General features: G+C 62.7%; 25 protein-coding genes. 8 read left to right on the top strand and 17 right to left on the bottom strand.

The annotated features are described in order from the left end of the window. Positions 1–15: 15 nt before the first annotated feature. Together ACSQ3E_RS00660 and ACSQ3E_RS00655 are read left to right on the top strand one after the other, a co-directional pair. A complete protein-coding gene (locus ACSQ3E_RS00660; protein ID WP_310319079.1) occupies positions 16–1428 on the top strand; it encodes an aspartate aminotransferase family protein in 1413 nt (470 codons plus the stop codon). Between the two features lie 163 nt (positions 1429–1591). Next, positions 1592–2077, top strand: coding sequence for a cupin domain-containing protein (locus ACSQ3E_RS00655; protein WP_436121210.1), 486 nt, complete (start codon positions 1592–1594; stop codon positions 2075–2077). A gap of 23 nt (positions 2078–2100) precedes the next feature. On the opposite strand, the gene ACSQ3E_RS00650 is transcribed toward ACSQ3E_RS00655, so the two are convergent. After that, positions 2101–3849: a hypothetical protein gene (locus ACSQ3E_RS00650; protein WP_436121209.1), complete on the bottom strand. Its 1749-nt coding sequence runs from the start codon at positions 3847–3849 to the stop codon at positions 2101–2103. Positions 3850–4142: 293 nt separating this feature from the next. Between ACSQ3E_RS00650 and ACSQ3E_RS00645 the strand changes: the two genes are divergently transcribed. Next, a complete protein-coding gene (locus tag ACSQ3E_RS00645; protein ID WP_436121208.1) occupies positions 4143–6704 on the top strand; it encodes a GcvT family protein in 2562 nt (853 codons plus the stop codon). Between the two features lie 13 nt (positions 6705–6717). On the opposite strand, the gene ACSQ3E_RS00640 is transcribed toward ACSQ3E_RS00645, so the two are convergent. After that, complete coding sequence (locus ACSQ3E_RS00640) at positions 6718–7302, bottom strand: TetR/AcrR family transcriptional regulator (protein ID WP_436121207.1); 585 nt, start codon at positions 7300–7302, stop codon at positions 6718–6720. Between the two features lie 124 nt (positions 7303–7426). Here ACSQ3E_RS00640 and ACSQ3E_RS00635 point away from each other — a divergent pair, with 124 nt between their 5' ends. From ACSQ3E_RS00635 to ACSQ3E_RS00625, 3 genes are all read left to right on the top strand, one after another. Further along, the gene (locus ACSQ3E_RS00635) at positions 7427–7852 is read left to right on the top strand and encodes a DUF6463 family protein (RefSeq protein WP_436121206.1); all 426 of its coding nucleotides are present in this window, start codon (positions 7427–7429) and stop codon (positions 7850–7852) included. Between the two features lie 97 nt (positions 7853–7949). Beyond that, complete coding sequence (locus ACSQ3E_RS00630) at positions 7950–8792, top strand: DUF1194 domain-containing protein (protein WP_436121205.1); 843 nt, start codon at positions 7950–7952, stop codon at positions 8790–8792. A gap of 95 nt (positions 8793–8887) precedes the next feature. Next, entirely contained in the window at positions 8888–9268 is a 381-nt protein-coding gene (locus ACSQ3E_RS00625; protein WP_310317650.1) for a peptidase inhibitor family I36 protein, read from the top strand. Between the two features lie 4 nt (positions 9269–9272). Here the strand turns inward: ACSQ3E_RS00625 and ACSQ3E_RS00620 are convergent, their stop codons facing one another. From ACSQ3E_RS00620 to ACSQ3E_RS00610, 3 genes are all read right to left on the bottom strand, one after another. Further along, on the bottom strand, positions 9273–10211 hold the full coding sequence (locus ACSQ3E_RS00620) for a GlxA family transcriptional regulator (RefSeq protein ID WP_353622437.1): 939 nt from the start codon (positions 10209–10211) through the stop codon (positions 9273–9275). Positions 10212–10572: 361 nt separating this feature from the next. Continuing rightward, the gene (locus tag ACSQ3E_RS00615; protein ID WP_436121204.1) at positions 10573–10713 is read right to left on the bottom strand and encodes a hypothetical protein; all 141 of its coding nucleotides are present in this window, start codon (positions 10711–10713) and stop codon (positions 10573–10575) included. A gap of 326 nt (positions 10714–11039) precedes the next feature. Then, the gene (locus ACSQ3E_RS00610; protein ID WP_067960912.1) at positions 11040–11219 is read right to left on the bottom strand and encodes a hypothetical protein; all 180 of its coding nucleotides are present in this window, start codon (positions 11217–11219) and stop codon (positions 11040–11042) included. A 227-nt stretch (positions 11220–11446) separates the two neighbouring features. On the opposite strand from ACSQ3E_RS00610, the gene ACSQ3E_RS00605 reads away from it, so the two are divergent. After that, positions 11447–12346 (top strand): LysR substrate-binding domain-containing protein, encoded by a 900-nt coding sequence (locus tag ACSQ3E_RS00605; protein WP_067960915.1) that lies wholly within the window; start codon positions 11447–11449, stop codon positions 12344–12346. Between the two features lie 45 nt (positions 12347–12391). On the opposite strand, the gene ACSQ3E_RS00600 is transcribed toward ACSQ3E_RS00605, so the two are convergent. The 12 genes from ACSQ3E_RS00600 to ACSQ3E_RS00545 all read right to left on the bottom strand — a co-directional run bounded on the left by ACSQ3E_RS00600 (position 12392) and on the right by ACSQ3E_RS00545 (position 21955). Then, a complete protein-coding gene (locus ACSQ3E_RS00600) occupies positions 12392–12574 on the bottom strand; it encodes a hypothetical protein (RefSeq protein ID WP_310317664.1) in 183 nt (60 codons plus the stop codon). 155 nt (positions 12575–12729) lie between these two features. Further along, positions 12730–13032, bottom strand: coding sequence for a hypothetical protein (locus tag ACSQ3E_RS00595; protein ID WP_436121203.1), 303 nt, complete (start codon positions 13030–13032; stop codon positions 12730–12732). A gap of 150 nt (positions 13033–13182) precedes the next feature. Beyond that, entirely contained in the window at positions 13183–13365 is a 183-nt protein-coding gene (locus ACSQ3E_RS00590; RefSeq protein ID WP_436121202.1) for a hypothetical protein, read from the bottom strand. A gap of 330 nt (positions 13366–13695) precedes the next feature. Next, entirely contained in the window at positions 13696–15804 is a 2109-nt protein-coding gene (locus tag ACSQ3E_RS00585) for an ASKHA domain-containing protein (RefSeq protein ID WP_310317671.1), read from the bottom strand. A gap of 169 nt (positions 15805–15973) precedes the next feature. Continuing rightward, on the bottom strand, positions 15974–16942 hold the full coding sequence (locus tag ACSQ3E_RS00580) for a methyltetrahydrofolate cobalamin methyltransferase (RefSeq protein ID WP_436121201.1): 969 nt from the start codon (positions 16940–16942) through the stop codon (positions 15974–15976). Positions 16943–17019: 77 nt separating this feature from the next. Continuing rightward, entirely contained in the window at positions 17020–18120 is a 1101-nt protein-coding gene (locus tag ACSQ3E_RS00575; RefSeq protein ID WP_310317676.1) for a methylenetetrahydrofolate reductase, read from the bottom strand. Next, complete coding sequence (locus tag ACSQ3E_RS00570) at positions 18117–18701, bottom strand: methylenetetrahydrofolate reductase C-terminal domain-containing protein (RefSeq protein ID WP_184697716.1); 585 nt, start codon at positions 18699–18701, stop codon at positions 18117–18119. The genes ACSQ3E_RS00575 and ACSQ3E_RS00570 overlap by 4 nt, the downstream gene beginning before the upstream one ends. Then, positions 18694–18996: a virulence factor gene (locus ACSQ3E_RS00565; RefSeq protein WP_436121949.1), complete on the bottom strand. Its 303-nt coding sequence runs from the start codon at positions 18994–18996 to the stop codon at positions 18694–18696. Before ACSQ3E_RS00565 ends, ACSQ3E_RS00570 begins: the two co-directional genes overlap by 8 nt. Before the next feature lie 137 nt (positions 18997–19133). Further along, positions 19134–19901, bottom strand: a complete 768-nt coding sequence (locus ACSQ3E_RS00560; protein WP_436121200.1) for a formyl transferase — start codon at positions 19899–19901, stop codon at positions 19134–19136. Between the two features lie 5 nt (positions 19902–19906). Continuing rightward, on the bottom strand, positions 19907–20566 hold the full coding sequence (locus ACSQ3E_RS00555) for an exopolysaccharide biosynthesis protein (RefSeq protein ID WP_436121199.1): 660 nt from the start codon (positions 20564–20566) through the stop codon (positions 19907–19909). 128 nt (positions 20567–20694) lie between these two features. Continuing rightward, positions 20695–21270, bottom strand: coding sequence for a DUF4893 domain-containing protein (locus tag ACSQ3E_RS00550; protein ID WP_436121198.1), 576 nt, complete (start codon positions 21268–21270; stop codon positions 20695–20697). A gap of 37 nt (positions 21271–21307) precedes the next feature. Then, positions 21308–21955 carry a DUF1638 domain-containing protein gene (locus tag ACSQ3E_RS00545; protein ID WP_436121197.1) on the bottom strand — a complete coding sequence of 216 codons (648 nt, stop codon included), beginning with the start codon at positions 21953–21955 and terminating at the stop codon, positions 21308–21310. A 65-nt stretch (positions 21956–22020) separates the two neighbouring features. On the opposite strand from ACSQ3E_RS00545, the gene ACSQ3E_RS00540 reads away from it, so the two are divergent. Beyond that, positions 22021–22155, top strand: coding sequence for an entericidin A/B family lipoprotein (locus tag ACSQ3E_RS00540; protein ID WP_067960946.1), 135 nt, complete (start codon positions 22021–22023; stop codon positions 22153–22155). Positions 22156–22192 lie beyond the last annotated feature (37 nt).

Raw genomic sequence — 22192 nt, 5'->3', positions numbered from 1 at the left:
GCGGTTGCTCCGGCAATGACTTCGGCAAAGCTCGCCAAGCCGAACCTGATGTCGGTCGAGCAGGCCAAGGCGCTCGACGTCGCCAAGATGACCGACCTGTTCAAGGCGCATCTCAACCCCGGCCAGCTGCATTTCATGAAGCTGCTCGGCTTCCACAAGATCAAGATCGAGCGTGCCGAGGGCATGCACTACATCGATCAGAACGGCCGCAAGATCCTCGATTTCTTCGGCGGCTTCGGGTCGCTGGCGCTCGGCCACAACCATCCACGCGTGCTTGAGGCCCGCAAGAAGTTCCAGGACGAGAAGCGCCACGAAATCGGCATCGCCTTCATGTCGCAATACGCCTCGGCGCTGGCCTACAATCTGGCGCAGATCTCGCCCGGCGACCTCGATATGGTGTTTTTCGGCTCGTCCGGTTCGGAAGCCATGGAGGCCGCGGTTAAGCTCGCCGAGCGTGCCGCGGGTCCGGCGCGTCCCAAGATCGTCTATGCCGAGAACTCGTTCCACGGAAAGACCAAGGGCGTGCTCTCGGTGACCGACGGCGCGCTCTATCGCGGTGAGTTCAAGCTCACCGAAAACACCGTGCGTGTGCCGTTCGGCGACATCGATGCGATCGAGAAGGCGTTCCGTTCCGATCCGGCCATCGGCGCCATCGTGCTCGAGACCATCCAGGGCGGCGGTGGTATCAACAAGGCGCCCGCCGCATTCTGGCACAAGCTGCGCGCGCTGTGCGACCAGTATGGCGTGATCTGGGTCGCCGACGAGGTGCAGTGCGGCGTCGGCCGTTCCGGCCGTTTCTATGCCTTCGAGCACTATGACGTGGTGCCCGACATCACCGCCGTTGCCAAGTCGCTGGGCGGCGGCAAGGCGGCGATGGCTGCGATGATCGCGCGCCGCGACGTCTACATGAAGGCCTACGGCACGCCGAAGACGGCGATGATCCATGCCATGGCGACCTTCGGCGGTATCGGCGAGGGCTGCATCACAGCCATCGAGACGCTCAACGTGCTCTATGACGAAGGCCTGATCGAGAATTCGGCCGACACAGGCGCTTATCTGCTGGCGCGGCTGGAGGAGCTCCAGGCGAAGTATCCCAAGATCATCAAGGAGGTTCGCGGCCAGGGCCTGATGGTCGGGCTCGAGTTCCACGACTTCTCGCAGACGCTGCCGATGGTGCTGCGCCCGGTGGTCAGCGTGCTCGACGACAAGCTCAAGGGCTCGCTCTCCGGCTTCGTCGGTGCGCTGCTGCTGCGTGATTACGACGTGCTGGTGGCCTTCACCGAGTACAACCGCAATGTCGTGCGCCTGCTGCCGCCGCTGACCTGCAGCCGCGCCGATGTTGACGTGCTGATCGCAGCCCTCGACAGCCTGCTCGGCCGCGGCATCGTTTCGATCGTCAAGGACTTCGTCAAAAGCCAGGTCAAGTAAGGGAACATCATCCTTGTCGCCTTAAAAGCCGGGTCTCGACCCGGCTTTTTTTGTTGGCTGGTTTGCCGGATGGCGTTGTCGCTGTCGGCGGGAGGCGGTTGTCCGGCTTTCGCAAGCGAGGCATGCTCGGATTGCGCGCGGAGCAACAAATCGGGAGGAGCGAATGGTCAAGCCGATCATGAACCTGGACGAGGTCGAGTTCGACGACATCGAGGAGAATGGCATCTACACGTCGAAGCGGGCGTCGATAAGCCGTCACATCGGCGCGCAAGATCTCGGCTACAACCTGACCGTCCTGCCGCCGGACAAGGTTCAATGCCCGTTCCACAACCATCGCGGCGAAGAGGAGATGTTCCTCATCCTGGAAGGCGAGGGCGAGCTTCGTTTCGGCGACAAACGCTATCCTATCCGTCAGCACGACGTCATCGCCTGTCCGACCGGCGGAGCCGAAGTGGCTCACCAGATCATCAATACCGGCACAACGACGATGCGGTATCTGGCACTGTCGACGCTGGTCGAGGTCGATGCCTGCGAGTACCCGGACTCGGGCAAAGTGATGGTCGTCTCCGGCAAGCGGGGCGTTCCCGGGCTCCGCAAGATGTTCCGGGCCGAGAATACGACCGACTACTACGATCGCGAGAACAGATAAGCCGTTCCGTTTGCGGCTCGACGCTACTTGTCCAGCGCGGCCAAGAACCGGGGATGGACGAAGGCGTCGTAGCAGGCATCGAGCTGGATGCGGCGGTGCTGGGTCAAAGCGCTCTTGTACATGTCGTAGAGTGCTGCATTGGCCGTCGTCGGCGGGCACGTGGGCACGAGGACGAGGTCGGTGTCTGCCACCGCAGCCTCTTCGGTCGAGCCGGGATCGGGCACGGCGCGCATCGGATCGGCGCCGATGGCGATGTGCAGCGGCGCCGAGCGGTCGAGCAGCCAGGGGAACGGGTTGACGAAGTTCAGCGACATCAGTGTGTTGAAGTGGACGCCCTTGTCGGCTTCCAGCTTGCGGATGGAGTCGACCGCCGTGTCGACATTGCTGAGATAGGTGATCTGGAAGTCGAAGTCGGAATAGAGCAGCGGCGTCGGCAACTCGCCGGCGTTGGTTAGGTCGGTATAGAGCTGCCGATGTTCCGGGTAGAATTTCAGCATGTGGTCGACGCGCACGGCGACCTCGCTGCGCATGTTGACGGCCCCGAGCGTGCCCAGATTGCGTTGCGCGATGGGCAGGTTCTTGAGCGAGCCGATGTAGGCGCGGGCCGCGCGCTCGACGACGAACAGCGCTGGCGGCAGGACGACGGCGGCCGCCAGTCCGAGGACCGAGAGCAGCACCAGCGGCTTGGAGAGCAGCTTGGACGCCTTGAGCAGGATGGCGACGATGAGCGGCGCCAGGAAGATGAAGGCCTGGCTGCCGGTGTTCTGCGTCTCGAACAGCACGCCGGCGAACAGGACAGCGAGCAGCCAGAGCCCGTTGTGGTCGAGAAACCCCGAAACCGCTGTGACGAGAGAAGTCTTGCGGTCGGCGGAAAAGCGCTCAAACAGCTTGCGCCGGTCGGACCAGAGCAGGACCAAGGCCAGTGCAGACGCGGCGAGCACGACGCCGAAATTGATCGAGGTGGACTGCAGGACGCGCGGCAACAGCGTGCCGCCGTTCATCATCACCAGCTTGAGGATGTCGGTGATGTAATGGCTGACTAGGCCGCTGGACAGTTCGATGGCGGCAAGGACGGCGGCGAAGATGACCAGCGCCTCCAGCGCGTAGCGAAACTTCACGCGGCCAGCGAAGAACGCATAGGCGGCGATGACGCCGCCGGCGACGAAACCGGTGATCTTGAGGAAGAACAGCGCGGTCATGGTGAGCGAGATAAGCGCAACCAGCAGGAAGCGGTTGCGCACGAATATCAGCGCCGCCACTAGCACATACAGCATCTGGCAGACCTGGCGGTTATAGATGCCGAAGGCGTCGGAGCCGGGGAACGGATAGAATTCGCGGGTGTTGAAGGGCAGCAGCGCAAACAGCAGGAAGGGCACCAGCAGCGCAAAGGCGATGCCGCGCGAGCGCTGGCCGACATCCCACAGCACCAGCGCCATCAGCGGCGCGGTGATGGCGAGCAGCGACCAGTGCGCCACGAGTGCCGGCTGCGCATTGGGAAACAGCGTCACCCAGCCTGCAAACAGGTAATAGCCGAGCGGGCCGACAGGGGTGAAGAAGTCGTTGATCGGCACCTGGCCGTCGAAAATGCGGTTCGCCGCATCGTAATAGATCAGCACGTCCCAATACATCGGGCCGATCGGCACCGCGACCGGCAATGCCAGCAAGGTGCAAACGAGCAGAAATGCGACAGCCAAAAGAAAAAGCGGGCTTGTTGTCTTGGCCTTGAGGCGCGAGCTCAGGGATGCAGCAGGCGGCGTGAAAGTGGTGTTCATCTTCGGCACCTGCAGCGATCTCAATCGACACGACGTTGTTGTATTCAACTACAGGTAAATGGCGACAAAAGCGTTAAGCGGTCCGATATCGCCATTCTGGCGGCCGAGACTGCAGCCTGCGGGCCGGTTTGATGAAGGCGCGTCGGTGGCAGGGGAAGAACGGGGCGGCGTGGCTGATCGATGCCGGCAATTTTGCCGAGGTCGCGCGGCCTTGTGGCAATGTCGCAAACAGGCTGCAATCGCGCTGCGGCGCTCTATAGTCTGCGCGCAATATCATCTCGGAGTCGTGGGTAATGGCTGAGTTTCCGAAAACGGCAAAGGTCGTCATCGTCGGGTTGGGTGGCATCGTGGGCGCATCGATTGCCCATCACCTGATCGAGCGCGGCTGGACCGACATCGTCGGCATCGACAAGTCGGGCGTGCCGACCGACATCGGCTCGACGGCGCATGCCTCCGACTTCTGCTACACGACCAGCCACGACTATCTCTCGGTCTGGACCACGCAATACTCGATCGATTTCTACGAGAAGATGGGCCACTACGCCCGCATCGGCGGCCTCGAGGTCGCGCGCACCGGCGACGACACCTGGATGGAAGAGATCAAGCGCAAGCTGTCTTCGGCCAAGGCGTTCGGCACCCGCGCGCATTATGTCTCGCCGTCCGAGATCAAGAAGATGTTCCCGCTGATCGAGGAAGATCAGGTGATGGGCGGCATGTTCGATCCCGATGCGGGCCTCGTCATTCCGCGCTCGCAGACGGTCGCAGGCAAGCTGGCCGATGCCGCTGAAAAATCCGGCAAGCTCCAGGTCTTCGGCAACACCCCGGCGACGTCGCTGATTGTCGAGGGCGGCCGCATCAAGGGCGTCGTCACCCATCGCGGCACCATCATGGCCGACCATGTCGTCGTCTGCGCCGGCATCTGGGGCCGCCTGATCGCCGAAATGGTCGGCGAGGATCTGCCGGTCATGCCGGTCGACCACCCGCTGACCTTCTTTGGTCCGTACAACGAGTTCGAGGGCACCGGCAAGGAGATCGGCTTCCCGCTGCTGCGCGACCAGGGCAACTCGGCCTACATGCGCGACACCGGCGACCCGAAGACCACCGAGGGCGGCCAGATCGAGTGGGGCTATTACGAGCAGACCAACCCGCGCCTCTGCCATCCGCGCGAGCTCCTCGAAAAGCATGAGGCGCGCCTGTCGCCGTCGCAGCGCGACCTCGACATGGAACAGATCATGGAGCCGCTCGAGCGCGCCATGGAGCTGACGCCGATCCTGGGCGAGATCGGCTACAATGAAAGCCACTCGTTCAACGGCCTGCTTCAGGTGTCGGCAGGCGGCGGCGCCTCCTGCGGCGAGAGCCAGAAGGTGCGCGGCCTCTGGTACTGCGTCGCCATCTGGGTCAAGGACGGCCCCGGCTACGGCAAGCTGATCGCCGACTGGATGACGGACGGCCGCACCGAGATCGACCACAACTCGATCGACTATGCGCGCTTCTATCCGCACCAGCTGGAAGAGAAGTTCATCGAAGGCCGCACCTTCGAGGCGGCGCAGAAGATCTACTTCCCGGCCGTTCATACCCGCGAGCCCTATGCCACCGGCCGCAACGTCAAGCGCTCGCCCTTCTACGAACGTGAAGTCGAGCTCGGCGGCTACTTCATGGAACTTGGCGGCTGGGAGCGTGCGCATGGCTACAAGGCCAACGAGCACCTGCTGGAAAAGTATGGCAACCGCGTGCCAGTGCGCGAGAACGAGTGGGACTCCAGGCACTTCTGGCGCGTCTCCAACGCCGAGCACCTGGCGATGAGCGAGGATTGCGGCATCGTCAACCTCAGCCATTTCCACATGGTCGATATCGAGGGGCCCGACCATGTCGAGCTGCTGGAATGGCTCTGCGCCGCCAAGATCGGCGGCGACGGCAATATCGGCAAGGGCGTCTACACCCACTTCCTCGACGACGAGGGCATGGTGCGCGCCGACTTCACCGTGTTCCGCATGGCCGACCGCTGCCGCCTGGTGAACGGTGCCGACGCCGGCCCGCGCGACTTCCACTACATGAAGCGCGTCGCCGAGGACCGTGGCCTCGACGTCACCATCACCGATACCTCGGAAAAATTCATCACCATCGGCATCTGGGGTCCGAACGCCCGCGAAAACCTGAAGAAGGTGGTGGCGAACCCTGATGGTCTCGACCAGGAAAATTTTGCCTTCGCGGCGATCAAGCAGATCGAGATCGCCGGCAAGAACGTTACCGCCTTCCGCATTTCCTATGTCGGCGAGCAGGGTTGGGAACTGCACATGAAATACGAGGACGGCCTCGCCGTCTGGGACGCGCTGCGCTCGACCGGCGTCATGGCCTTCGGCGTCGAGACCTATGCCAATTCGCGCCGCATGGAAAAAAGCCTGCGCCTGCAGAACGCCGACCTGCTCACCCAATACAACCTGATCGAGGCGGATCTTGCTCGCCCGAAGGTCAAGGACGTCGATTTCCGCGGCAAGGCCAAACACCTGGAATACAAGGCGCGCGACCACCAGCCGGCGATGCTTTGCACGCTGGTCATGACAGAGAACACCGACAGGAATGGCGTAAAGCGCTACCCGGTCGGCACTCTGCCGGTTATGGACCCTGCGACCGGCGAAGTGCTTGTCGACGAGCTTGGTCGCCGTTCCTACACGACCTCGATCGCCTTTGGCCCGACCATCGGCAAGAATATCGCCCTGGCCTATCTGCCTCACGCCTATTGCCAGGAAGGCCGCAAGCTGAATGTCGAGTATTTCGCCGAGACCTATCCGGTCGAGGTGGTCAGCATCGGCTACAAGCCGCTTTATGACCCGGAGAACCTCAAGCCGCGCAGCTGATGCGTGGCTTGGGTTATTCTAGTGCCAACTCGACCAGCGCCAGATAGGCGCTGTCGTCGGCGAGGTCTTGGTTGTAGCCGCGCGCAGCATAGAGGCCGAGCAGGGCCAGATAGAGCATTTTTGCCCTGGCACGGGCCTTGTCTGGTTGCTGACCGGCGGCAGCGAGTTCCTTTTCGAGATAGGCGAGACGGGCGGAATCCACTGCCCGCAAGCGCTCAGCGACGTGGGCGTCGGTTGCAGCCCATGACTGGATCGCGGCTTCGGCGCGCGCTGAATCGATGCCGTAGACGGTTTTGACCAAGGCATCCTGCGCGAGATGGCGCAGGCGCTCCTTCGAAGTTGTCCGGTCAGCCGCGTTGTCGATCAGCTGTTGGGTGAAATCCGCATCCCAAAAGTCGAGAATCGCCGCAAGTAGTTGCGGTCGGTCCTTGAAGTGCCAGTAGAACGAACCCTTGCTGACGCCAAGCGACTTGGCGAGGCGCTCCACCTTGACCGCTTCGACCCCGCCTTCGGCCAGAGCGGCGACAGCGGCTCTCAGCCAGTCGTCGCGCGTCAAGTCCCTTGTCTCACCTTTTGCCGGCAGGGCATTTCCAGCCATCACGTCTTCTCCTTGCGGCATCGCGCCACACCATACGCATCCGTATGGTGATTTTTGGACGCTTGCACTACATACGGTTGCGTATGGTCATGCCTTGCGGCGCGGCCGAGGTCAATCGAAGGAGGTGGACGTCATGGTCAAATGGAGCGCCATTGCGCTGGTTTCGCTCGGCATCATTCACATGCTGGTGCTCGGGGCCGAAATTCCTGCGGAACTGCCGAACTGGTTATCGCTCAACCTCTGGACCTGGGATCACTGGGCGCCGCTCAGGGCCCAGCCGCTCGACCTGGCGCTCTCAGGTGGCGTGTTCTGGCAATCCATCGGGTCGCTGGCCATCCCGCTGCTCATTCTCGGCGCTCTTATCCTCTGGCTCGATCGCCGCGGCCTGCCGATTCCCGTTTTTGTCGGCTGGGGGCTCGTCGTCTGGACCGCCATCATGACGGCGATCATGCCGCCCAGCGGCTTGACCGTCGTGTTCGTCGTTTCAGTCTTCCTTACGATCGGCCTGCAAGCCCGGTCGAGGACGCGCGGCAATTCCTCGGTGGGATAACCATTTGCAATGCGCTTCCCGACAATGTGATTGAAAAGCCCGGCTTTCTCGCCGGGCTTTTCTTTTGAATAAGCCGAATCTCGCTTACCCTTTGCTTATGTCTGCCGTGGCCAAAGCTCTTCTCGCAGGCGGTGCTGCTTTGGCACTGATGCTAGGTCTCGGCCTTCACGCCAATGCAGCCGAACAGGTCGATGTCGAACTGGTATTGGCCGTCGACGTTTCTCTCTCCATGTCGCCTGATGAGCTCGAGATACAGCGTCACGGCTACGCGGCAGCTCTGACCCATGAGCGGGTGCTGGAGGCGATAGCCGAGGGCGCCTATGGCAAAATCGCGGTGACTTATGTCGAGTGGGCCGGCTCGACGTCGCAGATCGTCGTCGTGCCCTGGACGGTCATCGCCAATCGCGCCGATGCCGAGCGTGTCGTGCGGCAACTGTCGGCCAAGCCGCCCAACAGCGCGCGCCGGACATCGATCTCCAGCGCGCTCGAATTCGGCACCGATCTTTTCGCCGAAAGCGGCTATCGCGGCATGAAGCGGGTGATCGACATCTCAGGCGACGGTCCGAACAACCAGGGGCCGCCGGTGGACCTCATCCGCGACGCGGCCGTGGCGCAAGGCATCACCATCAACGGCCTGCCGCTGATGACCAATGGCGGCTTCGGTAACGCCTATGACGTCGAGGATCTCGACCGCTACTATGCCGACTGCGTCATTGGCGGGCCGGGCGCTTTCATGATCCCGGTGAATGAGTGGTCGCAGTTTCCGGAAGCGATCCGGCGCAAGCTGGTCATGGAACTGGCCGGACCTTCTTCGCGCCAGTGGGCGGTCGAAGAAGCGGCGCACCCGCCCGTGATGCTTGCTCAAGCGCAGCCCAAATACGACTGCCTGATCGGCGAAAAGCTGTGGCGCGATCGCTCCTGGCTGTGGGACAGCCGCTAGACACGACCTCCAAACTGCATCCTGCCGTGCGAATGCCAAAGTTTGGCCACGCGTCTGTTTTCTCTGCGCCGTCGGGGCCAAGAGGACAGAGAATCATGAAACGCCTAGCACTCCTTGCCACTGTCGCATCGGTCCTGATGGCCGGCAGCGCCAACGCCCAATATGACGACGACGTCGCCTGCGAGATGTACGAGCACAACGGCTATGGCGGCCGTGTCCTGCCAATGCGGGCCGACCAGTCGATCAGCTTCCGCGCCGGCCGGTTCTGGAACGACCGCGTTTCGTCGGTGCGTGTGGCGCCTGGCTGCACCCTCGTCGTCTACCAGCACACGGGCATGCAGGGCGCGTCGGAAGAGTTCGACCGCAATGCCCGCTCAATCGGCGGCTGGAACGACCAGATATCGTCGGCAGAGTGCATCTGCGACGATTATCAGGATGACAGCTACGACGATTACGATCCCTACCGGCGACAGTAGCCAGTCAGGCCGCGATCAGCTGCTTGCGGTCGATACGCTCCTGCTGCGGCGAGCGGGCATACAGCTCGCGATAGCATTTCGAGAAGTGCGAGGCCGACACGAAACCGCAGGCGACGGCAACCTCGACCACCGGCATCGACGACTGGATCAAGAGATGCCGGGCACGGTCGAGCCTGATCTCGAGATAATAGCGGGCAGGGGAGCGGCCCATCTCGGTGCGGAACAGGCGCTCGATCTGGCGCCTGGACAGGCCGACATGGTCAGCGATCTCGATCAGCGATAGTGGCTCCGACAGATTCGCCTCCATCAGCTCGATGATGGTCAGCACCTTCGAGTTCTGCACGCCGAGCCGCGCCCTGAGCGGCAGGCGCTGGCGGTCGGTCGGGCTGCGGACGCGGTCGGTGAGCACCTGTTCGCAGATGCGGTTGACGAGGTTGTCGTCAAAATCGTCGCCGATCAGCTTCAGCATCATGTCGAGGGCAGCGGTGCCGCCGGCGCAGGTGTAGATGTTCTGGTCGACCTCGAACAGGTCAGCATAGACATTGGCCTTGGGGAAAGCTTCAGCGAAGCCAGGCAGATTTTCCCAATGGATGGCGCAGCGCTTGTTGGACAGCAGGCCGGCATTGGCCAGCACATAAGCGCCGGTGCACAGGCCGCCGACGGCGACGCCGCGATTGTACTCCTCGCGCAGCCAGGCAAAGACCGATTTGTTGGTGTAGGTCTCGACATTGATGCCGGTGCAGACGATGACCATCGATGGGCGCTCAGGCCCCGCCATCTTCTTGCGTTCCTCGTCGAGCGAGGTGTTGACGGCGCATTCGACGCCGTTCGAGGCTGGCACGGCCTTGCCGTCAATGCTGGCTAGGCGCCATTTGTAGGCCTCGTAGCCGAGCATGCGGTTGGCGATGCGCAATGGGTCGAGGGCGGTCGCGAAGGCGACCATGGTGAAGTCGGGGACAAGGAAGAACACAAGCGATCGTTTGATCGGATGTCTGATGGCGTTCAAGGAACCCTCGCGCTGGCCGGGAACAACGCGACTTTGATGTCGCGAATAGCATAGCGTCAACAGCAAATTCCCTTGCTGTCAATGGGTTTGAAGCTGTCGCTAAAATTAAAGTTTGCGACATGGGCAAAACGCCGCTGGCTCTAATAGGCGAGCAAATGACGCGTTTGAAACGGCGAGGCCAGGCCAAACAGCAGCGGTGTCGTGGTCCGCAGCGCAGTCGAATGACGGCAGCGCAAAAGAAAAGAGCGGCTTGCGCCGCTCCAATGGTTCGATCCGGGAGGAAAGGATCGAATGAAACTCAGCCGACGAGCATGCCGAGCCGGTTTGCAGCGATCGCGCCGGTCTGGCCGGGCATCGTTCTGGCAAGGCGCTGGCGCTCGATTGCGGTCGACAGCGAGGTGTCGCGGCGGAAACCGAACAGGCGGGCAAAAATCTTCATGACACGTCTCCATGCACAGTGGTTACACGGGGTGCCTTCGCGTTGTGGAGTGGGGCAGCTCGTTTGACGATGCGCATATAGGCCTTGGCCGATGCGGATTATGCTGCAAATGCGAAGTGGCACACCTCAAAAGCGACACGACATGCGACATTCCTACAGATGCGATGTCGGCTACGGCGAAACAGTCAATGATTACAGTAGTTTGAGCGTTTTCGCTGGCGCCATGCAAGCCGTTCATCCCAGGCGTGCGGCGCTCGCATGGCTATGGCAATTCGCATGACCTGCCGACACCATGCGGCAGGCCTGCAAACTGGCATCGACAATGCTCAGACCGCTTCACCGCTGTGGCCGCGACGGTAGCCGGTGTTGGAATCGAAGGCTTCTGGCCAGCCGATATCCTTCTGCAATTCGATCGGCAACGAGCGGATCGAGCGGGCGGTATTAAAGCGGGTACGGGCGGCGTTGAGTTCGCTGGCGATACGCCCGATCGACGAGAAAATGGACATTGCGGTCTCTCCTTCCTGCTGGGCCGGTTCAAGGCCGGCTTGAGGTGCTCGCCCGGTGGGCACCGCTTGCTTCAACCGTCTCGCGCACCATGGCGCTTCCGTTCCGGGCTCTGTCGACGCTCGGCCATGGCCGCTGCTTCGATGGTGTTGACTATCGCTCAGGGATGAGGTTCAATCAAACGAAATGAAATGATGTGTTCGATCAGAAATATTGAAGGGCATTGGCCATGAACGCACCGCTCAATCATCCGCTGCCGCTGCTCGACCTCGATGTGCTGCGCACCTTCGTTGCGATTGCCGAAACAGGCAGCTTCACGACGGCGGCCAATGCGGTGTTCCGCACCCCCTCGGCCGTATCGATGCAGATCAAGAAGCTCGAGGACATTCTCGGGCGCTCGGTGTTCTTCCGCGATGCGCGCTCGGTCACGCTGACCACCGATGGGGAAATGCTGCTTGGTTACGCGCGCCGCATGCTGGCGATCAACCGCGAGGCGGTGTCGAAGTTCATCATCCCCGACATCGTCGGCGTGGTTCGCCTGGGTTCGCCCGACGATTTCGGCGAACGCGTGCTGCCGCATGTGCTCAAGCGTTTTGCCCAGACGCATCCTTCGATCGCCGTCGACGTCATTATCGACCAGAGCAGCAATCTCAGGCGCCGCATGGACGACCGCGCGCTCGACATCACGCTGCTGACCAATGCCTGCAGGGCCAATGCAGCAGGCGCCGAGACGCTGTTGACCGAGCCTATCGTCTGGGCTGGCGCCAGGGGCGGCTGCGCCCACCTGCGCGAGCCGCTGCCCGTGTCGATCTGGGAAGAGGGTTGCGCATGGCGGGCAGGGGCGCTCGAAGCGCTCGGCCGCGATGGCCGCAACTATCGCGTCGCCTATATGAGCGCGCACACGGCCGGCCAGCGAGCCGCCATCCTTTCCGACCTGGCGGTCGCACCGCTGCCGCGGTCGTTCATCGGCGACGAACTTGTCGAACTCGGCGTCAAGGACGGCATGCCGGAGATTGGCAACTACAGCCTGGCGATGATCGTGGCACCCGAGGCGAGCGCGCCGGTCAAGGCCGCGGCCGACCACATCCGCGCGGCCTTCGAGACCTTCAACCTGACCGGCAAGTTCTAGAGCGCACCTGCGGTCAAGTTCTGGCGCGCGCCTGCGGTGAAGGCTTCAACGCCTGACCGCAGTGGCCATCGAACGGTAGATGCGCGCCATCAGCGACGATGGCGGGTTCCAGGCGAGGTCGCGCTGGATCTCCGGTGGCAGCGCATTCATGATGCGGGCGGTTTGGCGGGCGCTTCGCGCCTGCTTGTAGCGGGCGCCAATGCGGCCGAGATCGTCGAAAAGGGGCATCTGGCCCTCCTTTCAATTCCTGAATTGTCAAAATGCTGGCTGTCAGATCGCGCGGCGGCGTGGCTTCAATGCCATGCGCAGGCGCCGGTCGGCCGCGGCAGGCCGGCCGGCGGTGCGCTGGCGAAAGGCGAGCAGGCCGACCTTTTCGGCGAAGGTCATGCGCAGCGCGCTTTCGGCCGAGCGAACGCGATGACATTTGTCGCTGGCGCCAGGGGGCCGACGGGCCAGCCGAGTTCGATCTGGATGTCTATGGGCAACGCGTCGATCAGCATCGCCACGCGACCATATTTGTGGAGTTGACCCGCGGGACCCGACCCATGATGGGTCACCCCGTCGATCCAGCCGAGTTCGACCTGCAATTCGCGCGGCAAGCCGTTCATCATGTTCTCGATGCGGCTGTCGCGGCACGCATGGCGCAACACCGAACCGTACTGATGAAACTCTCCAATGATGGACATGGTCGTCTCCTGGGAGTAACGGGCCGGCAGCACCACGCGAGACTGGATGCGCCGCCGGCCGGGCAAAAGTTTATGCTCGTTTGTGTTTCAGATTGATATCGCTTTAGCGCTTTTCTGTTTCAGATTGCGCGCGATGCTGAAACATTCGCCTCAGCGATCCGACGACATGTAGATCGACAGTGTCGCGTGGTGCCGGCCATGTTCCGGGGCAGGCCAGCCAATGTCCTTCTGGATCTCCGGCGGCAGCCTGTTCAGCATGCGTTCGGACCGGGCGGCGCGGCGCGCGTTCTGGATGGCCGCACCGAAGCGGCCGATGGTGCTCATCATCGACATTGTCGTCTCCCGCAAATCCCGCCGCGCCGCGCGCCTCCAGGGGCGCGCCATGAGCGCTGCGGTTCGTGTGAATCGGTGCCTGATCCATTCCAAAAACCGAGTTCGATTTTCGAGGCCATGCACGTTTGCCGCCTGAGGCGAACCTCGCTGGCGGCTGACGAGCGGAAACTAGTTCGGGATTGTTTCGTATCGATTTCGTATGGGCGGCAACTTTAGGTCGAATGGTTGCCTGGTTGAAACACACCCGATACGTGCATCATAACACAAAAGCGCTCCGGCGAGGCGTGCAAAGCCTCATCGAAGCGCCGGTTGGGCAGATGTCCTTGTGGTTCAGTCGCGGGAGCGACGCGCGGCGCGTTCCTCGCGCGACCGCCGGCGTGGTGCCCCGTCAGAAGGCTCGCCTTCCGCGCTCGCCGCCTTGCGAGGCGGCAGCTTGACCGCCGCCGATAGCTTGGGGAACGGGTCGACCTTGTTGGGCAGCGCCATGGCGTCGATGAACAGCTGCTGGAAGTGCGGCTCGAGCGCGGTCTCGATCTTTTCGATCTGGCCGACTTCCGTCTCGATCTCGCGGCGGTGATTGCGGTTGAGCAGCGCCATCAGCGCGCCGGTGCCGGCAGCATTGCCGACAGCCTTGACCTCGTCGAGGTCGCAATCGGGGATCAGGCCGAGCACCATTGCGTATTTCGGGTCGATGAACGAGCCGAAGGCACCGGCGAAGCGGATGGTGTCGACGGTCTCGACGCCTTGCTTTTCCATGAGCAGCTTCACGCCGGCATAAAGAGCGGCCTTGGCGAGCTGGATGGCGCGGACGTCGTTCTGGGTAACGGTGATGCGTGGCTCACCCTGGCGGCCTTCGCGCAGCAGATAAGAGAATGTGCGGCCGTTCGGGATGATGCGCGGGCTTTTCTCAGCCATCGATCCGTCGATGACGCCATCTTCGGAGATGATGCCCGACAGGTACATCTCGGCCACCACCTCGATGATCGCCGAGCCACAGATGCCGGTGACGCCGGTGGTCCACGATGCCTCGTCGAAACCCTCTTCATCCGACCACTTGTCGGTGCCGATGACGCGGTACTTCGGCTCCAGCGTTTCAGGATCGATGCGCACGCGCTCGATGGCACCGGGCGCTGCGCGCTGGCCGGAGGAGATTTCAGCACCTTCGAAGGCCGGGCCGGTAGGCGAGGACGCGGCGACGACCCGGTTCCGGTTGCCGAGGATGATCTCGGCGTTGGTGCCGACATCGACCAGCAGCATCATCTTGTCCTGGCGGTATGGTCCCTCGGACAGGGTCGCACCGGCAGCATCCGCACCGACATGGCCGGCGATACAGGGCAAGGTGTAGAGACGCGCGCCGCGATTGACCTCGATGTCGATTTCATGCGCCCAGAATTGCAGCGCGCCTGAAACGGCGAGCGCGAACGGCGCCTGGCCGAGTTCCGTCGGGTCGATGCCGAGGAACAGGTGATGCATGATCGGATTGGCAACGAAGACGCAGTCGAAGATGTCGTCGCGGTTGGCCTGGCCTTCTTCGCAGACCTTGCCGATGAGCCCGTTGACGGCCTCGCGCACGGCCTTGGTCATGGCTTCGCGGCCGTCGGGGTTCATCATCACATAGGAGACGCGGCTCATCAGATCTTCGCCGAAGCGGATCTGTGGGTTCGACGTGCCCGAGGATGCGGCGATGCGGCCGGACAGCAGCGACACCAGATGCATGGCAATGGTCGTCGAGCCGATGTCGCAGGCGATGCCGTAGGCCTCGTTCTTCAAGCCGGGGAACAGGCCGATGATGAAGGGCCGCGAGGAATCCATGTCGCGGTGGACAACCGCGGTCACGCCCCATTTGCCGGGCGTGACTTCCGGCTGGTCGGGCAGTTTGGTGCGCAGGATCTTCTGGACCTGGGCGATGAGGTGGGGGGCGACCAGCAGGTCTTTCCAGCCCCAGTCCTTTTCAAGCGCTACCTTGAGGCGGTCGAGGTCGCCGAGCGGCTTGTGCATGTCGGGCTCTTCCAGCTCGACATAGCAGAGCTGGACAGCGGCATTGCGCTCGATAACGCGATCGGTGGCCGCCTTGCGCACGACCTGCGCGTTGATGACAGTGTCCTGTGGCACGTCGATGACGAGGTCGCCCTGGATCGTCGCCGAGCATGACAGGCGCCGGCCCTCAGGCAGGCCGCGAACGCGCTCGTAGCGCTCTTCCTTCGGGCCCTTTGGCGAGATGTGGTCGTTCGACGAGATGATCTTGTGCTTGGCGAAATTGCCTTCCTGCACCTCGACCTGGCAACGGCCGCAGGTGGCGCGTCCGCCGCACACGCTTTCGACATAGACGCCAAGCGTACGCGCCGCGTCGAGCACGGGAGTTCCCACCGGAAACCGTCCGCGCTTGCCCGAAGGCATGAACAGGACAAGCGGATCGGTGATGTTGGCGGGAGAGTTCATTGCAATGCTCCGGTATGCACCGACCTTATGGCGATCGGGTTGCCCCTCATCTGCCTGCCGGCAACTTCCCCCCGCATGCGGGGAGAAGGAAAATCATGCGACGGCTCCGCTTCCCCGTCCGAGAGGACGATTATGGGAAAGAGGGGCGCGTCGTGTGCCACGGCCGATATCAGCCGCGCGCCATGCGGGCTTCGCGGCCACCGCGGCGGCGGCCGCCGGCGGCGTCACCTGGTGCGTTGACGGCGACAGGCGCTGCCACGGCGTGACCACCTTCCGACGGCTTGTAGTCCTTGTAGGTCTTGATCCAGTTGGTGCAGTGCTCGTCGGTGCCGTTGAGCACGTTGGCGCCGCGGACCGCTTCCATTTCCTGCGGACGAACCGGGTTCATGATCGCCGAGGTCATGCCGGCGCCGATGACCATCGGGATGAAGGCGGCGTTGATGCCATGGCGGTGCGGCAGGCCAAACGAGATGTTGGACAGGCCGCAGGTGGTGTTGACCTTGAGTTCTTCACGCAGGCGGCGCAGCAGCGCAAAAACCTGGCGGCCGGCGTCGCCCAACGCGCCGATAGGCATGACGAGCGGATCGACGACCACGTCATGGGCGGGAATGCCGAAATCGGCGCAACGCTCGACGATCTTCTTGGCAACCGCAAAGCGGACGTCGGGATCCATCGAGATGCCGGTCTCGTCATTGGAGATGGCGACGACCGGGACGTTGTACTTCTTGACCAGCGGCAGGATCGCCTCGAGCTTCTCTTCCTCGCCAGTGACGGAGTTGACCAGCGGGCGGCCCTTGGCAACCTTGAGAGCGGCTTCGATCGCGGCCGACACCGAGCTGTCGATCGCCAGCGGCAGGTCGACCAGGTTCTGGACGATCTCGAGCGTCTGCACCAGAAGCGCCGGCTCGGTCGCATTCGGATCGACCGCCGTCACGCCGGCATTGATGTCCAGCATCGTCGCGCCACAGGCAGCCTGCTCCAGGGCGTCCTTGATGACGGTCTCGAAATTGCCGGCAATCATCTCGGCGGCCAGCTTCTTGCGGCCGGTCGGATTGATTCGTTCGCCAATGACGCAGAAAGGCTGATCGAAACCGATGATGATTTCGCGGGTCGCCGAAGCGACGATCGTGCGGGTCATGAAGTTCTCCCTAAGATATAAAGATTTCTTTATATCGTTGTCTGGTTTCGTTCAAGCGCGGCAGCCGCGCCTGCCTGTCAGTGCGCGGTCTTCACCATGTCGACCTGCGATTCGGTAACGTCGTCGTGCAGGATGTGCTCCAGCCGCTCGGCGACACGCTGGTCGTCGGCACGGGCCTCGCGCTTCCATGGCCGGCGGCCCTTCAGCACGCCCGATTCATCGACGATCTCGGCGACATATTCCTCCTGCCGGTAGGCCATCACATGGACGCCCGAGACACCAGCGATCTCCTTGACCTCGTTGATGATGTCGATGCAGAGCTGCTTGCCTTCCTTCTTCTGGTCCTGGGCGCCTTCGAGGCGCTTGATGACTGCATCGGGAATGTGGATGCCGGGCACGTTGGCGCGGATCCATTTGGCGGTCTTGGCCGATGCAAGGGGGCCTACGCCGACCAGGATGTAGCATTTCTCGTCGTAGCCGAGGTCGCGCACGCGGTTCATGAAGGTGCGGAACATCGGCACGTCGAAGCAGTACTGACTCTGCACGAACTGAGCGCCGGCGGCGATCTTCTTGCCGAGATGCACAGGCCTGAAATCATAAGGCGGCGCGAACGGGTTGACCGCGGCGCCGAGGAAGAGCTGCGGCGGCGTTGTCAGTTTGCGGCCCGACAGGAATTTGCCGTTGTCGCGCATGATGCGCACGGTTTCGAGCAGCGACATCGAGTCGAGGTCGAACACCGGCTTGGCGCCGGGTTGGTCGCCGGCCTGCACGCCGTCTCCGGTCAGGCACAGGATGTTGGCCACGCCCATGGCGGCGGCGCCAAGCACGTCGCCCTGGATGGCGATGCGGTTCTTGTCGCGGCAGGCGATCTGCATGATCGGGGCATAGCCCATGCGGGTCAGAAGCGCGCAGATGCCGACCGACGACATGTGGCAGTTGGCACCCGAAGCATCGACCGCATTGATGCCGTCGACCCAGCCGTCGAAGATCTTGGCACGATTGTAGACGTCTTCGGGGTCGGCGCTGTCGGGCGGGTTCAGTTCGGTGGTGACGGCGAACTCGCCACGGCGCAGCACGCGCTCGAGGCGGCCGCGCGAGGAATGGCCGGGAAGGGGATCGAGCGGCAGGTCGATGCCATCGGGATGTTCGTCGGGCTGGCGCGGGCGCGGCGGGGTCATGCGACTTCCTTGCTGGCGGTTTCGCGCGTTGCGGCAGCCTGTGCGGTCACCCTCAGCCATGCCGAGGTTTCACGCAGCGACTGATCGACCGGCTTCTGGACGTTGAGGATGGCGTCGCCCTTGACCATGTTGCGCGAACCTTCCCAGGCCTTGACCCAAACACAGGGCATGTCGGGCTCGACCTCGCAATTGCCATTGGCACGGACGCCGCCGCAAGGGCCGTTACGCAACTGCTTGGGGCAGTTCATCGGGCAGGACATGCCCGTCGACGACAGCACGCACTGGCCGCACATGCGGCAGTCGAACATCAGGCCCTTGACCCGCTTCTCGACAAACTTGATCGGGGCCTCGACGCGGCCATAGCCGATCCCCTTCCACAGCGGATGAAGCAGCAGGAACATGTCCGCGAAGCGGCTGTAGAACCACTCGAGCAGGCGCGAGTGGCGGATCGACCACAGCCTTATCGTGTAGCTGCGCTGGACGCGTCGCTGTGGCGACACGTCGGCTGGCTTGTAGTCGCTTTTCGGCGCGGCCTTCTTGACCAAAGTCGCCTGGGTTACTGTCGGCTGGGTATCAACCATCGTCCTTGCCGCCTGCCTTGACGAGAGCGACCAGCCGCTCGCGTGTGAAATTCGCATCGATCTCAGCCATTGCCTTGTCGGCTTCTGCTTCGAGGTCGTCGCCGACCGGAACCGGTGCGGCCTTGCGCCATTCCGCCAGATAGGCGTCGGTGTCGCCGGCACCCGTGCGCATGGCGCACATGTCGATCGCTTCGGTGAAACGCAGCGGCAATTCGCGCTTGGCGTTCTGCCGGCCCTTCTTGACGATGACCTGGGCAGGGATGTCGCGCCAGTAGACGATGATCAGGTCGGCCATTTCGGTCTCGCTTTCAGTGACGTTGAGCTTTGCCGCAACCATGCGGGTGCCGCTTGTTATGGGACGACGCGCGCGCATTCAAAAGCGACGCGATCTCCTGTCGCAAAAAGATAAAGTGAGAATTGCCGGGAGGGCGTCTACCAGACGCCGCGGCGGACGCCCGTCCAGAGGTACTGCCAGATGGTCGGATGGTACCATTGCCGTGAGGGCAGGCCCGTATCGACAGGCGTCAATTGGCCGGCGAATGCGTCTTCGACCGCTTTGACGCAGATGTCGCGGGAGAAGGCTGCCTGCCGCATCGCATAGCTGGCGATGGTGTCACTTTTTGCAGGCGTTCCCCTAGCTTGATAGAGGACCGAACCAGTGTCGACCCCAGCATCGACAATATGCACGGTCGAGCCGAAATTGCCGTGGTCGCCGGTGGCAAGCGCCCAATAGCCGCCATTCATGCCGCGGTATTTCGGGTTGATGCCGGAGTGGTAGTTGATGACGGGACAGGGGATGGCGGCGAGCGTCTTCGCCGACAGCATCCGGCAGCTGGCGAGGAACACCACGGCGGGCTCAAGCTTGCGAATGACGTCGATGAGCTCGGGGCCATTGGCGGAGGCGACCGAAACGATCTCCTGGCCGGGACGCGGCGCGGTTTCCATTTTTTCCTCGGCGACGATGCGCTCGATGCCGCCGCTCAGGAAACTCTTGGCGACACGGATGAGCACCATCGTGCCCAACTGGCCGGCCACCGAGACCCAGCCGAGTTTTTTGGCACGACGCGTCAGCAGGTCACGCTTGGAGTAGGGCGTTTCCAGAACGACTGTTATGGGGCCGAAGCGATCGGTCAGGCTGTTGATGATCGCCCAGATATGTTCGCCGCCTTCGGTGACGAAGACGATCGGCCTGCGGTCCATTCAGTCTACCCCAGCCAGGCCAGGAAGGCGTGCGTGGCAAAGCCGGCGCCGCCAACAACGGCGCAGACGACGGCGAGCGAGGCCACGCCGACAGCACTGCCTACGGCAAACAGGATGCCGTCGCGCTCGGACAGCGCCAAGCCGAGAAGGGCGGTAGCAAAGGCCGGCAGCCAGTTGCCGAACGGAATCGGAAGCGTGATCGAGACGGAAAGGATGAGCGCGATGATGCCGATGACGCGGTCGCCGCGCTTGCGCCAGAACGGCCAGTAGCGCGGCCGCACCACCTGTTCGAGGCGGATAAGCCTTGGAATGACCCAGTCGGTGACGGTGCGGAACTGCTCTGCCGACAGCGAACGCTGGGTGATGAAGTCAGGTAGCCAGGCGCGGTTGCTGCCGAAGGCCATCTGTGCGGCAACGATAAGCAGCGGAAGGCCAAGGACAGCCGAGGCGCCCGGCGGCAGCGGCAGCATGTTGAAGGCGGCAAACAGCACCAGGAGCGGCGCGAAACTGCGCTTGCCGAGCGTGTCCCTGATGTCGCCGATCGAAATGTTGCCTTTGGCATCACGGGCGATCTGGGCGAAGATCGCGGACAGGCGCCGGCCACGGCGGCGCTTCGGCGCCGCATCGAATTCGCCTGCGTCGGTTTGGTTGTCTTGCCCTAACATTCAGCCTTCAGCCCACTTGCGGCCCGCTTTTTAACGCGCCAATCCCCATCGCAGTGTGCGACGGCCAGGTTAATCCTTGATGACCCCGGAGGGTGCGAATGTGATGTCGCTTTGCGCAGAATGCAACATCAACGGCGGAATTCGATGATGTCCAGCTTCGATTCGTAGCGCGGTGCCGGGAACTCGATGCGCCATTCCGCCGGTCCGGCGCGGAAGGCATAACCGACCTGGTCGGTATCGGGGCCACGGCCATAGGCCTTGGGCTTCTCACCGGCGACGAAGCCGGATCCGAGATAGATCAGCCTACTGTCGCTTTCTGTATAGAAGCGACCCTTGGTGCGTTGCGAGCCGGAAATCTTCTCCAGCATCCAGCCCGAGCCGTCGTCGGTGACCTTGCACTTGAACCAATTGTAGACGACGAGCGGGCCGAGGCCTCCGGCCTTGATGGTGCGGCACTGCCAGTTGCCGGTCATGTCGAAATCGGAAAACGACAGGGGCTTCTTGGCGACGATCGCATTGAGCACGGCGACTTCGCGCGCCAGCCCGGCCTTGGCCTCCTGAAGCGCTCCCTTGCGCGTGGCGTCGTAGTTTTCGAGCCTGGCCTTGTCGGCCGGCGTGATCAATTTCTGCACCACGCCATCGGCATGCGCAAAGGTCGCCGTGGCGGCTAGGGCAGCAGCGAGAATCAGTCGTCGAAAAGCCATGGCAAACCTCTCCAAAGGCCGAACCTCAAGAGAGGAATCAGGCTCTTTGATGATGTGCCGCAGCGTCCGATGCGTTGGCAAGAGCCTCGGGCAGGTCGCCATAGCCGGTGGCGCGGCGCTCATAACCGAGGCCGAGCATTTTGGCGGCATCCTCGGCGACCTTGTCGAGCGCTGGATCGTCGGTCTGGGCGAGGTAGATCAGCTTCTCGTAGTTGCCGAAATAGTCCTGCACCAGCTCGGGGTGCCGGTCGAGGCCGAGTGGCTTGATGAAGAAGGCTTCGAACTGCCGGCACAGGAAGTCAGTCATGTAAAACGACATCATGTCGGCCTCGCCGACTTGCGCATAGGCAGCCGCGCCCTGGTAGAAGGCAAAGCAATGGGGGCCGGCGATGCGCTCGACGCCATGCTTTTCGCAGACACGGTCGAGCAGGCCGCCGGTGCCGCAATCGGCATAGCCGACATAGATGTGCTGGTAGCCTTCCGCCTTCGCTTCGGTGATGGCTTGGTCCATGGCCGGCGCGATGCGGTTGGGGTGGAAATGGAAATCGGCCGGCAGGCATGTCAGTTCGAGGTGCTCGAGCGCGAGCTGCTGCTTGACCGCCAAAACCTCGCGCGCAATCATGCCGCAGCCTATGACCAGCAGCCTGTTTTCGACGTCGGGTTTCGTTGTTTGCTTTGCGGCCATGGAACCAGTCGAACCGGCCTTCGTTGCTCTAGGACGAAGTTTATCGAGAGAGGGAGACACCGTCCATGAAACTGTCACGTCTGGCACCGATCGCCGTCATTGCCTGCGCGCTCGCGCTGGCCTCCTGCGCCAACACCATTCGCGGCGTCGGCAAGGATGTCAAAGGTACGGCGAACGCCATCGAGGACACAGTCCAATAAGGCACTACGCCGTCACACTTCTCATCAGATCGGAATG

This window comes from Aminobacter sp. LjRoot7 (assembly GCF_964252895.1).
Classification (GTDB): Bacteria; Pseudomonadota; Alphaproteobacteria; order Rhizobiales; family Rhizobiaceae; genus Aminobacter; species Aminobacter aminovorans_B.
The sequence above is the reverse complement of the archived record's forward strand: the minus strand, read 5'-3'. Positions and strand labels throughout refer to the sequence as shown.

Excerpts from the sequence above, each read along its gene's own strand:
- ACSQ3E_RS00645 (WP_436121208.1), top strand. The coding sequence starts at position 4,143 with ATGGCTGAGTTTCCGAAAACGGCAAAGGTCGTCATCGTCGGGTTGGGT.
- ACSQ3E_RS00640 (WP_436121207.1), bottom strand. The coding sequence starts at position 7,302 with ATGGCTGGAAATGCCCTGCCGGCAAAAGGTGAGACAAGGGACTTGACG.
- ACSQ3E_RS00605 (WP_067960915.1), top strand. The coding sequence starts at position 11,447 with ATGAACGCACCGCTCAATCATCCGCTGCCGCTGCTCGACCTCGATGTG.
- ACSQ3E_RS00550 (WP_436121198.1), bottom strand. The coding sequence starts at position 21,270 with ATGGCTTTTCGACGACTGATTCTCGCTGCTGCCCTAGCCGCCACGGCG.
- ACSQ3E_RS00565 (WP_436121949.1), bottom strand. The coding sequence starts at position 18,996 with ATGGCCGACCTGATCATCGTCTACTGGCGCGACATCCCTGCCCAGGTC.
- ACSQ3E_RS00585 (WP_310317671.1), bottom strand. The coding sequence starts at position 15,804 with ATGAACTCTCCCGCCAACATCACCGATCCGCTTGTCCTGTTCATGCCT.
- ACSQ3E_RS00545 (WP_436121197.1), bottom strand. The coding sequence starts at position 21,955 with ATGGCCGCAAAGCAAACAACGAAACCCGACGTCGAAAACAGGCTGCTG.
- ACSQ3E_RS00555 (WP_436121199.1), bottom strand. The coding sequence starts at position 20,566 with ATGTTAGGGCAAGACAACCAAACCGACGCAGGCGAATTCGATGCGGCG.
- ACSQ3E_RS00625 (WP_310317650.1), top strand. The coding sequence starts at position 8,888 with ATGAAACGCCTAGCACTCCTTGCCACTGTCGCATCGGTCCTGATGGCC.
- ACSQ3E_RS00560 (WP_436121200.1), bottom strand. The coding sequence starts at position 19,901 with ATGGACCGCAGGCCGATCGTCTTCGTCACCGAAGGCGGCGAACATATC.
- ACSQ3E_RS00610 (WP_067960912.1), bottom strand. The coding sequence starts at position 11,219 with ATGTCCATTTTCTCGTCGATCGGGCGTATCGCCAGCGAACTCAACGCC.
- ACSQ3E_RS00600 (WP_310317664.1), bottom strand. The coding sequence starts at position 12,574 with ATGCCCCTTTTCGACGATCTCGGCCGCATTGGCGCCCGCTACAAGCAG.
- ACSQ3E_RS00590 (WP_436121202.1), bottom strand. The coding sequence starts at position 13,365 with ATGTCGATGATGAGCACCATCGGCCGCTTCGGTGCGGCCATCCAGAAC.
- ACSQ3E_RS00660 (WP_310319079.1), top strand. The coding sequence starts at position 16 with ATGACTTCGGCAAAGCTCGCCAAGCCGAACCTGATGTCGGTCGAGCAG.
- ACSQ3E_RS00630 (WP_436121205.1), top strand. The coding sequence starts at position 7,950 with ATGTCTGCCGTGGCCAAAGCTCTTCTCGCAGGCGGTGCTGCTTTGGCA.
- ACSQ3E_RS00620 (WP_353622437.1), bottom strand. The coding sequence starts at position 10,211 with ATGGTCGCCTTCGCGACCGCCCTCGACCCATTGCGCATCGCCAACCGC.
- ACSQ3E_RS00615 (WP_436121204.1), bottom strand. The coding sequence starts at position 10,713 with ATGAAGATTTTTGCCCGCCTGTTCGGTTTCCGCCGCGACACCTCGCTG.
- ACSQ3E_RS00655 (WP_436121210.1), top strand. The coding sequence starts at position 1,592 with ATGGTCAAGCCGATCATGAACCTGGACGAGGTCGAGTTCGACGACATC.
- ACSQ3E_RS00540 (WP_067960946.1), top strand. The coding sequence starts at position 22,021 with ATGAAACTGTCACGTCTGGCACCGATCGCCGTCATTGCCTGCGCGCTC.
- ACSQ3E_RS00595 (WP_436121203.1), bottom strand. The coding sequence starts at position 13,032 with ATGTCCATCATTGGAGAGTTTCATCAGTACGGTTCGGTGTTGCGCCAT.
- ACSQ3E_RS00650 (WP_436121209.1), bottom strand. The coding sequence starts at position 3,849 with ATGAACACCACTTTCACGCCGCCTGCTGCATCCCTGAGCTCGCGCCTC.
- ACSQ3E_RS00575 (WP_310317676.1), bottom strand. The coding sequence starts at position 18,120 with ATGACCCCGCCGCGCCCGCGCCAGCCCGACGAACATCCCGATGGCATC.
- ACSQ3E_RS00580 (WP_436121201.1), bottom strand. The coding sequence starts at position 16,942 with ATGACCCGCACGATCGTCGCTTCGGCGACCCGCGAAATCATCATCGGT.
- ACSQ3E_RS00570 (WP_184697716.1), bottom strand. The coding sequence starts at position 18,701 with ATGGTTGATACCCAGCCGACAGTAACCCAGGCGACTTTGGTCAAGAAG.